This is a genomic window from Blautia sp. AF14-40, from assembly GCF_003479665.1.
Taxonomy (GTDB): Bacteria; Bacillota; Clostridia; order Lachnospirales; family Lachnospiraceae; genus Fusicatenibacter; species Fusicatenibacter saccharivorans.
This window is the reverse complement of sequence record NZ_QUHK01000017.1, coordinates 13,843-26,649: the sequence shown is the minus strand read 5'-3', so window position 1 is coordinate 26,649 and position 12,807 is coordinate 13,843. Positions and strand designations below refer to the sequence as shown.

Annotated in this window: 12 protein-coding genes and 1 tRNA gene; 11 read left to right on the top strand and 2 right to left on the bottom strand. The window is 47.7% G+C overall.

Annotation, left to right across the window (positions count from 1 at the left end; all coding sequences use genetic code 11):
* The first annotated feature begins 176 nt into the window (after positions 1–176).
* Positions 177–249: transfer RNA gene (locus DWW13_RS12315), tRNA-Lys, on the top strand.
* A 211-nt stretch (positions 250–460) separates the two neighbouring features.
* Here DWW13_RS12315 and DWW13_RS12310 read toward each other — a convergent pair.
* Complete coding sequence (locus DWW13_RS12310) at positions 461–769, bottom strand: hypothetical protein (protein ID WP_117805220.1); 309 nt, start codon at positions 767–769, stop codon at positions 461–463.
* Positions 770–842: 73 nt separating this feature from the next.
* Positions 843–1,493, bottom strand: a complete 651-nt coding sequence (trmB, locus tag DWW13_RS12305) for a tRNA (guanosine(46)-N7)-methyltransferase TrmB (protein WP_117761983.1) — start codon at positions 1,491–1,493, stop codon at positions 843–845.
* 414 nt (positions 1,494–1,907) lie between these two features.
* Between trmB and DWW13_RS12300 the strand changes: the two genes are divergently transcribed.
* From DWW13_RS12300 to DWW13_RS12255, 10 genes are all read left to right on the top strand, one after another.
* The gene (locus tag DWW13_RS12300; RefSeq protein WP_022461691.1) at positions 1,908–2,219 is read left to right on the top strand and encodes a hypothetical protein; all 312 of its coding nucleotides are present in this window, start codon (positions 1,908–1,910) and stop codon (positions 2,217–2,219) included.
* 4 nt (positions 2,220–2,223) lie between these two features.
* Entirely contained in the window at positions 2,224–3,264 is a 1,041-nt protein-coding gene (locus DWW13_RS12295) for a V0D/AC39 family V-type ATPase subunit (protein ID WP_118720209.1), read from the top strand.
* Positions 3,265–3,275: 11 nt separating this feature from the next.
* A complete protein-coding gene (locus tag DWW13_RS12290) occupies positions 3,276–5,222 on the top strand; it encodes a V-type ATP synthase subunit I (RefSeq protein WP_373142148.1) in 1,947 nt (648 codons plus the stop codon).
* 127 nt (positions 5,223–5,349) lie between these two features.
* Complete coding sequence (locus DWW13_RS12285) at positions 5,350–5,784, top strand: ATP synthase subunit C (protein WP_022461688.1); 435 nt, start codon at positions 5,350–5,352, stop codon at positions 5,782–5,784.
* A gap of 50 nt (positions 5,785–5,834) precedes the next feature.
* Positions 5,835–6,143 (top strand): V-type ATP synthase subunit F, encoded by a 309-nt coding sequence (locus tag DWW13_RS12280; protein WP_055220228.1) that lies wholly within the window; start codon positions 5,835–5,837, stop codon positions 6,141–6,143.
* Between the two features lie 23 nt (positions 6,144–6,166).
* Complete coding sequence (locus DWW13_RS12275; protein WP_055220230.1) at positions 6,167–6,754, top strand: V-type ATP synthase subunit E; 588 nt, start codon at positions 6,167–6,169, stop codon at positions 6,752–6,754.
* Positions 6,747–8,513, top strand: coding sequence for a V-type ATP synthase subunit A (locus DWW13_RS12270; protein ID WP_022461685.1), 1,767 nt, complete (start codon positions 6,747–6,749; stop codon positions 8,511–8,513). The genes DWW13_RS12275 and DWW13_RS12270 overlap by 8 nt, the downstream gene beginning before the upstream one ends.
* Before the next feature lie 14 nt (positions 8,514–8,527).
* Entirely contained in the window at positions 8,528–9,952 is a 1,425-nt protein-coding gene (locus DWW13_RS12265; protein WP_118595941.1) for a V-type ATP synthase subunit B, read from the top strand.
* Between the two features lie 20 nt (positions 9,953–9,972).
* Entirely contained in the window at positions 9,973–10,596 is a 624-nt protein-coding gene (locus DWW13_RS12260; protein ID WP_022461683.1) for a V-type ATP synthase subunit D, read from the top strand.
* Between the two features lie 231 nt (positions 10,597–10,827).
* Positions 10,828–12,594: a sulfatase-like hydrolase/transferase gene (locus tag DWW13_RS12255; protein ID WP_118720207.1), complete on the top strand. Its 1,767-nt coding sequence runs from the start codon at positions 10,828–10,830 to the stop codon at positions 12,592–12,594.
* Positions 12,595–12,807 lie beyond the last annotated feature (213 nt).

The following is a 12,807-nucleotide window of genomic DNA, read 5'->3' as shown; positions in this document are numbered from 1 at the left end:
CGGAAATATACGAAAAAATTGTGAAATTTAATAGAATTATAAGACCTGTTTTCGCTGTTTTTAACAAAAGTAAAGAAACAGTGAAAAAAAGGTTGCTTTTTTCGGCAGAATCCTTTATAATCTTATTTGTGTTCAGCGAGTGGATCATCCAATGAAACACAGAAAAACAAAAGTAAGCGCCTTTAGCTCAGTTGGTAGAGCAGTAGACTCTTAATCTATTTGTCCAGGGTTCGAGTCCCTGAAGGCGCATCGAAAGCACTGTTTTTGCAGACCTGAGAGCTGCGGGGACGGTGTTTTTCTTGTTTTACGCACAAAAAAACGACAGCGGAGAGATCTTAAAAAAATAGATCTTTTCACTGTCGGTTTTGCATTCCAAGTAAAAAATGTCAATAGTTCTTCAGCTCGCTCGCCGAATCAATAATAATCTGGCAGCCCGGCTGAACATTTTTCAGAATCGTAATCATCTGGTCTTCCGGAACAGAAATGCATCCGCCGGGAAATTCCAGGCTTTCGGCGTTGTCTTCGTCGTGACGAACTGATTGTAGTATCTGGAATTTACATCATCGACCCAGTAATACGTATCATCCACCTGGGTATAGGAAAGTTCCGTTCCGGGATTCGGGAGAATGCCGAAGGCATACGTAAAGCTGAACTGTCCGCGCGGTGTTTTGCGGTTCCATTCGGTAGTTTCGCTTACACCGCCGTATCCGACATAGCTGCTTGTACAAAGATCCTCGTTCCAGGTGCCGTCCGCATCTTTCGTTACCATGGCCACTGTCGCACTGGTGCCGCCAGAACTTTTCTTTTCGTTTTCAAATCCCCCTTACATGCAGAAATGTTTTTTACAGAAACCGTGCCTCCATCTTACAGATCGGGTTTCCGATTGAGGAAAACTTCTCCTCATATTCCGTCATTACATTTCCTTCTGAGAGAACCACATCGTGGTGCAGATCGTATGTGAATGCAGTGAGTTCCCATCCCTCTGCATTTTTCATCTCTTCAAGAGAGTAGTCAAACAGATCTTTATTATCGGTTTTGAATTCCAGTGTTCCGTCCTTCTTTAAAATCTTCTCGTACCGTGCAAGAAACTCATGCGATGTCAGTCTCCGTTTCGCATGGCGGTCTTTCGGCCACGGATCGGAGAAGTTGAGGTAAATGCGGTCTACCTCGCCCTCAGCAAACACTTCCGGAAGCTGGCGTGCATCCATGCGGATAAAGAACAGGTTTTTGATTTCCGTCTCCAGTTTTTCCCGTTTCTGTACTGCGCGGAGCAGCACGCTGTCGTACATTTCAATGCCGACGTAGTTGATTTCCGGATGCAGAACCGCCATATCCATCAAAAAGCGGCCCTTTCCCATACCGACCTCAATATGAATCGGATTTTCATTTCCAAAAATTTCAGCCCACCGTCCCCGGCAGCTCTCCGGTTCCTGCACAACGAACGGACAGGAAGCAATCACATCTTTTGATCCTCTGATATTTCTAAGGCGCATATGCGTAAAATTCCTTTCTTAAGTGATAAATATTAGAATAAAAGCCAATCATATCCAGTATATCATAGCTCCCGAAAAAGCAAAACAGAAAAATCCCGTTTTCAAATTTTCGAAGTTTTCAAAATACTATATACAATATCAACCTGCACATAGCATTTCTTATCAGCAATATGACAATCGGATTGGAACCATATCGAAATCATATGAGGGACCATCTTTTGGCTATTGAGATTGGAAGAAAAAATATGACCCATTGTCTATTTTTAATCAAAAAGTCGATCGAAATCCCACTTTTTTTTACGATTTCAATATGTCAACTTTGAAAAAAAAGGTGTAGAATACTAACAGCAAAGATGCGGGGAGTTTTCCTCGTCTTTGTTGTCTTTTAAATAAATAAGGAGGGAAAGCGATGCTATGGAATCTGTAATTAACAAACTTGCAGAGATCGAAACGGCTGCTACCAAGATTATGCAGGCTGCCGAGAATCAGAAGAAGCTCCAGGATGAGCAGCAGGAAGAGCGGATTGCAAAATTCGATGCAGATCTGGAAGCGGAAACGGCAAAGCGGATTGAAGAGATCACAACAAAACTTCATTCTACTACAGATGCGGATCAGAAAAAGCAGCGGGACTCTGCCGCCGAACTTCTATCTTCACTGGACGCTTATTACGAACAGAATCACGGAACACTGTCCACGCAGATTTACGAAAACATTATAAGGAAGTGAAACGATGAGCGGTCTATTATCCTACAGCGGCCTTACCACAAAGATAAGAGCCATGCAGAGCCATCTTTTAAACGACCAGAATTTTCGGGAAATCGTGGAATTGGAGAGTGTACCGCAGGCAGTTTCTTACCTCAAGCAGCATAAAAGCTATGAGGATCTGTTTGAGGGCTACAACGAAGCTGACCTTCACCGAGGTCAGATCGAGAAAATGCTGCGCCTGACGGTATACCGGGATTTTTCCAAGCTGTACCGTTTTGCAAATGTGGAGCAGAGAAAGTTCCTTGCGCTCTACTTTAAACGATACGAAGTGTCCGTTATCAAAGAATGCCTGAACACGGTATTTGATCACCGTGATGTGGTATTGAACCTGTCCATATTCGACGAGTTCTTTAACAAGCATTCCCAGCTGGACATCAATCTTCTGGCGTCCTCCAGGACGATCGAAGAACTGATTGCGAACCTGAAAGGGACAGAATATTATGCCCCGTTGTCGCAGCTCGCGGATATCGAGCGTCCGACCCTGTTCGACTATGAGATGACCCTGGATCTGTATTACTTTGCACAGATGTGGAAAGACAGATCAAAAGTAGTGACAAAGCGGGATCTGGAAGAGCTGACCGCTGCATGGGGAAGCAAGTTTGACATGCTGAACCTTCAGTGGATCTACCGTTCCAAACGCTATTATCACATGACCAGCGCACAAATCTACGCCCTGCTGATTCCGGTTCATCACCGGCTGAAAAAGGATGTGGTAAAGGCACTGGTAGAAGCCGAGAATATGAGTGCATTTTCCCAGCTGCTGGAACAAACCTATTATGCGAAACGGTATGATTCCTTCAAGGTCGATACGCTGGAATCCATGTATGCAGCCATTATGAAGCACATACTTTCCAGTGAATCCAGACAGGATCCTTATTCCGTTGCCACAATATACTCATACCTCTATCACAAAGAGCACGAGGTAAACCGGCTTATTATTGCACTCGAGTGCGTACGTTACCGTATCAGCGCTGACGAGGCAATGCAGCATATCGCAAAAACTTAATACACGGGGAGGTGTACTCATTGATTGTCAAGATGAAATTTTTGAGCATCACCGGGCCGAAAGCCGACATTGACCGTGTGGTCAACACTTATCTCTCAAAATATGAGATACATCTGGAAAACGCTCTGACGGAGCTGTCTACGATGCAGAATATCACACCGTATATCCAGATCAACCCATACAAAGAGACCTTAAAACAGGCGGAAGATTTTACAGCACTTCTGCCGGAAGAGAAGCGTACCACCACGAAAAGACTTTCCCTGGAAGATGCCATCAACTGTGTCCATGGTTTGGATCACACCCTTGGCCAGTTGAACCAGGAGCGTACAGAACTGGAAGCAAAAAAGAAAGACTTGATGGAAAAAGCACAGAAAATCGAGCCGTTCCAGGATCTGCACTGCAATCTTTCCTCCATTCTGGATTTCCACTTTATTAAATTCAGATTCGGAAAGATCACAAAAGAGTATTACAACAAATTTGAGAGCTACTGCTATGAGAACAGCGATACGGTATTCTACCGCTGCCATTCCGATGAGCAGTATGTATGGGGCATTTACTTCTGCCCAAGAGATCAGGTCACGAAAGTGGACGCCGTATTCTCATCCCTGCACTTCGAAAGAATCTACGTTCCGGACGAGTACAGCGGAACGCCGGAGGATGCTTACGCAGCACTTCAGGCAGAAATCAAAAAGACAGACGATGCACTCAGCGAGTGCTCACGGAAACTGGCAAAATGCCTTTCGGATTCCGCAGAGGATCTGGTTGCAGCAAAAGAGCAGTTAGAGCAGCTCTCCGGCAACTTTGATGTCCGTCGCCTGGCAGCCTGCACAAAATCCAAGAAGGAAACCTTCTATATTCTGTGCGGCTGGATGTCGGAAAAAGATGCCGCTTCCTTCCAGAAGGACATCGAAAACGACACAAATCTCTTCTGCTTCATCGAGGATGATGCAAACAACGTTCTGCGTCAGCCGCCGACAAAGCTGAAAAACCCGAAAATCTTCCGTCCGTTTGAGATGTACGTGAAGATGTACGGACTGCCAAATTACAATGAAATTGACCCTACGATTATCGTAGGACTCACCTATGCCTTTATTTTCGGAATCATGTTTGCCGATGTAGGACAGGGATTGTGTCTGCTGATTGGCGGCGCACTGCTGTACCACTACAAGAAGATGGATCTGGCAGCGATCATGAGTACCTGCGCGGTATTCTCTGTGATCTTCGGATTCTTGTTCGGCAGCTTCTTCGGATTTGAGAATGTCATACCGGCCCTCTGGCTGCATCCGAAGGAAGCGATGACAACGCTTCCGTTCATCGGTTCGATGAACACCGTATTTGTCGCAGCGGTTGCATTTGGTATGTTCATGATTCTGACAGGAATGGTTCTGCATATGATTAATGCAGCAAGAAACCATAAGCTCGGCGAGCTTCTGTTCAGCCAGAACTCCCTGGCAGGCTTCATTTTCTACGGAGCCCTTGCCGTTACACTCGTTCTCCTGTTCAGCGGCCATAAAGCTCCGGCTGTCGGCGTGATGGTAGTCATGTTCGGTATTCCGCTTCTTGCGATCTTCTTAAAAGAGCCACTGGAGCGTATGGTAGAGAAGAAGGGCAATGCATTTCCGGAGACCGGAAAGGGAATGTTCTTTGTACAGGCATTCTTCGAACTCTTCGATGTGCTTTTGAGCTACTTCTCCAACACAATTTCCTTTGTCCGTGTCGGCGCATATGCAGTCAGCCATGCGGCTATGATGGAGGTTGTCCTGATGCTCGGCGGAGCAACAGGCGGCGGCAGCATCAGCTGGCCGGTTATTGTTCTCGGAAATGTCTTCGTTGCCTGCCTTGAGGCACTGCTGGTAGCGATCCAGGTACTGCGTCTGGAGTATTACGAGATGTTCAGCCGGTTCTATGAAGGAGACGGAAAACCGTTTGTTCCGTTTTTGAAAAAAGGCGAGAAATAAAAGAGGATTCAGAGCCATGCGAAATGGAAGTGAATATGGCGGGAAGCTGTATCGGGAAAAAGTGAAAATGGCTCCGGATCGCAGCAAAGAGTAAATTTAATGAATTAACTTCAGGAGGAAAACTATTATGAACTCAGCATTTGTACAGGTACTTACTGCAATCGCAATGGTATTAACCATCGTTGTTCCTATGACTTATTACTTCAAAGGTGAGCACAACAAAAATCGTTACAAAAAATCTCTGGCAGCCAATGTAAGCGGCTTCTTCGGCCTTCTGCTGATCGCAACCGTTGTTTCCTTCGCAGGCGCAACAACTGCATCTGCTGCAACAGAAGCAGGCGCTGGTCTTGCAACCGGTCTTGGTTACATCGGTGCAGCTCTTGTTACAGGTCTTTCCGGTATTGGTTCCGGTATCGCCGTTGCATCTTCCGCAAGCGCAGCTCTTGGAGCAATCAGCGAAGACGGCAGCATCTTTGGTAAATCCATGATCTTCGTAGCTATGGCCGAAGGTATCGCTCTGTATGGTCTGATCATCTCCTTCATGATTCTTGGTAAACTTTGATTCCAAAACCGGAAGGTATTGATCTTCACCTTAAGTTGGAGGAATCATAAATGAAAATGTTCTTGATCAGTGATAACGTAGACACTCAGACGGGCATGCGCCTGGCCGGAGTGGAAGGCGTTGTCGTTCATGAGCGCGAGGAGCTTTATGATACACTGCAGAAAACACTGGCAGACAAAGAGATCGGAATTATTCTCCTTACAGAAAAGTTCGGGAAGGAATTCCCGGACATTCTGGAGGATGTCCGCCTCAACCATAAGCTTCCACTGCTCATTGAAATTCCGGACCGTCACGGTACCGGAAGAGCGCCGGACTTTATCACTTCCTTTGTAAATGAATCTATTGGATTAAAACTGTAAGAATGCCCTGGAGGTGACACACATTGACTACTGAGGAAAAACTTCAGAATTTTTATAATCATTCCCTGGACAGTGCAAACCGTGAAGCAGAACGTGTGATCGGCGATCACCAGAAAGCTCTGGATAAGATCTTCGAGGAGCATAAAGCAACCGCAAGACGTCAGGCAGAAGAAGAAGTTGCTGCCGAGACCGAGAAAGCAAAACGTGATGTCAATAAGACACTGTCTGCGGATCAGCTTCATATCAGACGGAAGCTGTCCCGTAAAAATCTGGAATTAAAAGAAAAACTGTTTAAAGAAGTTCGTGAAAAACTTACCGCTTATAAAAAGGATCCATCCTATGAGGAGTATCTGGAGCGCAAAATCCGCGAAGCCGTTACGTTTGCCGGAAATGACAAACTGACCTTATATCTGGATCCGTCAGACGAAGCTCATAAGGCTTCCCTGGAGCAGAAACTCTCCGTAACCCTTACCATTTCGGCCATGCCGTTCCTTGGCGGCGTGCGCGCGGTCATTCCGGAGAAAAATATTCTGATCGATAATTCCTTCGAGACCCTTCTGAACGAAGAGCGGGAGAATTTCATCTTTCACGGAGGTGTAGAGCATGAATAAAACCGGAGTTATCTATGGAATCAACGGTCCGGTCGTATATCTGAAAGGAAACACCGGATTTAAAATGTCCGAGATGGTTTACGTTGGTAAAGAACGTCTGGTCGGCGAGGTTATTGCCCTGACAAAGGATACCACTACAGTACAGGTTTTCGAGGAAACCACAGGACTGAAACCAGGCGAAACAGTTACCGCATCCGGAGATGCCCTCTCTGTTACACTGGGACCTGGAATCCTGAACAACATTTTTGACGGTATTGAGCGTCCGCTGTCCGAGATTGCAAAGCAGTCCGGTAAATACATCAGCCGCGGTCTTACCGTAGATTCTCTGGATACAGAGAAAAAATGGGATGTCCATGTAACTGTTTCGGAAGGCGAAGAGCTGATGGGCGGCGCAATCATTGCAGAGACACAGGAGACCCGTTCCATCGTACACAAATCGATGGTTCCGCCGGATGTCAACGGCACGGTTATCTGGGCTGCCAAAGACGGAAAGTACACCATCCTTGACCCGATTGTAAAACTGAAACTGGAAGACGGCACCGAAAAAGAGATCACACTGGCACAGAAATGGCCGATCCGTGTACCGCGTCCAACCCTGAAAAGATATCCGGCATCCGTTCCGCTGATCACAGGACAGCGTATCCTGGATACGATGTTCCCGATCGCAAAAGGCGGCACAGCAGCCATCCCTGGCGGATTCGGTACCGGAAAAACCATGACCCAGCACCAGATCGCAAAATGGTCTGATGCCGATATCATCATCTATATCGGATGTGGAGAGCGTGGAAACGAGATGACACAGGTTCTGGAGGAGTTCCAGGAACTGATCGACCCGAAGAGCGGCAACCCGCTGATGGACCGTACCACCCTGATCGCCAACACATCCAACATGCCTGTTGCAGCCCGTGAGGCATCTCTGTATTCCGGACTGACACTGGCTGAGTATTACCGCGATATGGGCTATGATGTAGCAATCATGGCAGACTCCACATCCCGTTGGGCAGAGGCACTCCGTGAGCTGTCCGGCCGTCTGGAGGAAATGCCTGCCGAGGAAGGTTTCCCGGCATATCTGGCATCCCGTCTGTCCGCTTTCTATGAGCGTGCCGGCATGATGCAGACCCTTTGCGGCGCAGAGGGAAGCGTATCCATCATCGGAGCCGTATCTCCGCAGGGTGGTGACTTCTCCGAGCCTGTTACCATGAACACCAAACGTTTCGTCCGCTGCTTCTGGGGACTGGACAAATCTCTGGCTTACGCCCGTCATTTCCCGGCGATCCACTGGCTGACCAGCTACAGTGAATACCTGCAGGATCTGTCGCCGTGGTACAAAGATCACGTAAACAAAAACTTTGTAGATATGCGGAACCAGTTAATGGGAATCCTGAACTCTGAGAGCTCCCTGATGGAAATTGTAAAACTGATCGGTAGCGATGTTCTTCCAGATGACCAGAAGCTGACCCTGGAAATCGCCAGAGTTATTCGACTGGGCTTCCTGCAGCAGAACGCATTCCATCCGGATGACACCTGCGTATCTCTGGAAAAACAGTACAAGATGATGGAAGTTATTCTTTATCTGTACAAGAAATCCAAAGCGCTTGTGACGATGGGCATGCCAATGTCCGTACTGAAAGAGGACAAGATCTTCGACCGCGTCGTTTCTATTAAATACGATGTACCGAATGACCGTCTGGATCTGTTTGACACATACAAAAAAGATATCGACACCTTCTACGATAAGGTACTCGAGAAGAATGGTTAAGGAGGGAATTCATCATGGCAATTGAATATTTAGGCCTTAGTGAGGTCAATGGCCCTCTGGTTGTTCTGGAAGGTGTAAAAAATGCTTCCTACGAGGAAATCGTAGAATTTACCGTAGACGGCAATGAGAAAAAACTGGGACGTATCGTTGCTGTATACGAAGATAAAGCCGTTATTCAGGTATTTGAGGGAACCTCGAGCATGTCTCTTACCAATACCCATACCCGTCTGACCGGACATCCGATGGAGATCGGACTTTCCGAGGAAATTCTGGGACGTACCTTCGACGGTATCGGAAAACCGATCGACCGCATGGGACCGATTGATGCTGAAGTAAAAAGAAACGTCAACGGCCTGCCGCTGAACCCGGTTACCCGTAAATACCCAAGAAACTATATCCATACCGGTATCTCTGCAATTGATGGTCTGACCACCCTGATTCGTGGCCAGAAGCTGCCGATCTTCTCCGGAAACGGACTTCCGCACGACCAGCTGGCAGCACAGATCGTACAGCAGGCATCCCTTGGAGATTCCGATGAAAAGTTCGCAATTGTATTTGCCGCTATGGGTGTTAAATACGACGTAGCAGAGTTCTTCCGCCGAACATTTGAGGAAAGCGGTGTATCTGACCATGTTGTTATGTTCCTGAACCTGGCAAATGACCCGGTTGTAGAGCGTCTGATCACTCCGAAGGTAGCACTGACAGCTGCCGAGTACCTTGCATTCGAGAAAGGCATGCATATCCTGGTTATCCTAACCGATATCACATCCTTCTGCGAGGCTATGCGTGAGGTTTCCTCCTCACGTGGAGAGATTCCTTCCCGTAAAGGTTATCCTGGATACCTGTACAGTGAGCTGGCTACGCTGTATGAGCGCGCCGGAATCGTACAGGGCGTAGAGGGATCCGTAACACAGATTCCGATCCTGACCATGCCAAACGATGATATCACGCACCCGATCCCCGACCTGACCGGTTACATCACCGAGGGTCAGATCGTACTGGACCGCCAGCTTCACGGCCAGTCTATTTACCCGCCAATCAGCGTGCTGCCGAGCCTGTCCCGTCTGATGAAGGACGGTATCGGTGAGGGCTACACAAGAGCCGATCATCAGGACGTAGCGAACCAGCTGTTCTCCTGCTATGCAAAGGTAGGAGATGCGCGTTCCCTGGCATCCGTTATCGGTGAGGATGAGCTTTCTCCGATCGATAAACAGTACCTGGTATTCGGTAATGAATTTGAGCATGAATTTATCGGCCAGGGAATGGATGAGAACCGTTCCATGGAAGATACGTTGAATAAGGCATGGGAGCTTCTTGGACTGCTTCCGAGAGAAGAGCTCGACCGTGTCAACACCAAGGTTCTGGATCAGTATTATCATCCGACCACCATTGATGCAGTAGCAAAAGCAAAGGCAGAAGCCGATGCCATGAATGAGTAAGCGAGAGGAGTGAGATCGGAATGGACCCGAATACCTTTCCTACCAAGGGAAACCTGATTCTTGCAAAGAACTCTCTGAAACTTGCCCACATGGGTTACGAGCTGATGGACAAGAAGCGGAATATTCTGATCCGCGAGCTCATGGGCCTGATCGATGAGGCAAAGGATATTCAGCGTCAGATTGATGTGACGTTCCGCGAAGCATATGCGGCGCTGCAGATTGCGAACATGGAGATCGGTATCACCAACGTACAGACCGTGTCCTATACCGTTCCGGTGGAGGAATCTATCCGGATCAAGACAAGGAGTATCATGGGCGTGGAAATTCCGCTGGTAGAGGCTGATCCGTCCGGACAGGCCCCGACTTATGCTTACTACAGCACGAAGGAGTCCCTGGATCAGGCAAGACAGGCCTTTGAAAAAGTAAAAGACCTGACCTTAAACCTTTCCATGATAGAGAACTCGGCGTACCGCCTTGCTGCGGCAATCAAGAAAACACAGAAGCGTGCCAACGCGCTGAAGAACATCACGATTCCGCATTACACCCAGCTGTCCAAGGATATCGCGGACGCACTGGAGGAGAAGGAGCGCGAGGAGTTCACACGACTGAAGGTCATCAAACAGAGAAAGAACAAGGCAAGCTGATAAGGCTTTCCCGGAATAGAGATGAAAAACCCGCTTGGGCCGCGAAGAGATTTGCGGTGCCGGGCGGGTTTTTATGTGTCATGCAAAAAATATGTTTTTGGCTGCACTTTTTGTGCAAAAATTTTATAAAAATTTTCTATCTTTTTAAAACGGTCTTTGCTATAATACGTAAGGCGATTGTAAAGAAAAGTTAAGATTTTGTAAGCTGTAATGCTTTTTGGAGGTAGGAAGATGAAACACAAGAAACAGAAAAAAACGAAAAAAGCAGGGCGCATTCTGCTGGCTGTGTTTGCAGTGTTGATCGGAACGCTTGGCGTGCTGCTGTTTACGTCCGAGCGCTGGATGCGGAAAACATGGCCGAATCTGAGCATGGAAGAGCTTGTTTACCAGTTAAAGGCCCCGATTGCCGGAACCAGCCATGATCTTCTGATGAGTTATGTCTGCTCAAGTGCGCTGATCGCAGCGGCAGCACTCATCCTTCTGATTCTGGTCAGCATTTTTCTTCGGGAAAAACGCAAAGCCCATGTGGCGTTCGGGATGATCTGTATCGCGGCAGGAGCCGCCAGCATCGTCTATTCCATCAATGACGTGTGGGCAGCACTGGACGTAAAAGATTATCTGAAAAATCAGAGCACGTACAATACCGTGGTAGAAGACAACTACGTAGATCCGGACCGCGTGAATATCACGTTCCCGGAACAGAAACGAAATCTGATCTATCTCTATCTGGAATCCATGGAGAGCACCTACGCAGACAAAGCCTCCGGCGGAGCATTCGATAAAAACTATATCCCAGAGCTGACCCAGCTTGCCGCAGACAACATCAGTTTTTCCAATTCGGAGCTGCTCGGCGGCGGCCAGCCTACCGTAAACGCAACCTGGACCATTGCCGGAATTTTCGCACAGACCTCCGGTCTGCCTCTCAGCATCGGAATCCAGCGAAATGAGATGGCATATCAGGCCAGCTTCTTCCCGGAAATCAATACCCTGGGTGATGTCCTGGCGGATGAAGGCTACAAGCAGTATTTCTTCATCGGTTCAATCGGACAGTTCGGCGGCCGGGAAGAGTACTTTAAAGAGCACGGCGACTACGAAGTAGACGATTACAACTGGGCTATGGAAAAAGGCCTGATCCCGGAAGGATATTACGAATGGTGGGGCTATGAGGATGAAAAACTCTTTTCCTTTGCCAAAGACCGTCTGACCGAAATCGCAGCAGAGGGAGAGCCGTTCAACTTCACCATGCTGACCGCAGACACCCATTTTGAGGATGGCTATCCGTGTGAGCTCTGCGATGAAGAAAACGACGGTGACAACCAATACGGAATGGTTCTGCACTGCTCCAGCAAGCAGGTCACCGAGTTCGTTTCCTGGATTCAGCAGCAGGATTTCTACGAGAACACAACGATCGTAATTTCTGGCGACCATCTGACGATGGATTCCGATTTCTGTGAGAACATTGATCCGGACTACATCAGAACCGTATACAACGTGATTATCAACTCTCCGATCCAGCCGCAGCAGGAGAAAAACAGAAGTTTCACCACCATGGACATGTTCCCGACCACCATCGCAAGTCTCGGAGCTACCATCGAGGGTGACCGCCTCGGTCTTGGAACGAACCTGTTTTCAGGTGAACAGACGCTTGCAGAGAAGCTGACTTTCGACCAGCTCAATGATGATCTCTCCCAGAAATCCAAATTCTTCGAAAAAATGGAAGAGCAGGTAACCTCCATCTGGACCAAAACCGATGAGGGCTGGAGGTTCTACATCGAAGACGAAGACCGCTGGGCCAAAAGCGAATGGGTTTCCCTGAACCCGCACCGCTATGCAAACGACACCGAGCAGAGATACTACATTGACGCAAACGGCTACGCCGTAAAAGGATGGAAACTGATCGACGGAAAATGGTATTACTTCTCCACACAGGGCAGCTACCGCCTCCTCGAAGGACCGTGCGACGAACCGTTTGAGGTGGATGAGTCGCAGTATTCTTAAAAAATAAAAAAGAGAAGGATTTTCGGCAGCAAAAAGCCGGGAATCCTTCTTTTTTTAATGCAGAATTGTGTCGCTCCGCCTTTTGGCGGAATTTTCTGCATTTTTTGGTACAAAACGTATAAAGATTGTGAAATAAATAATTATCAATTGAATCATCTTACAAAACATGGTAAAATATGGCTATCAATCGGCGGACAAAGCGGAAAAAAGAAA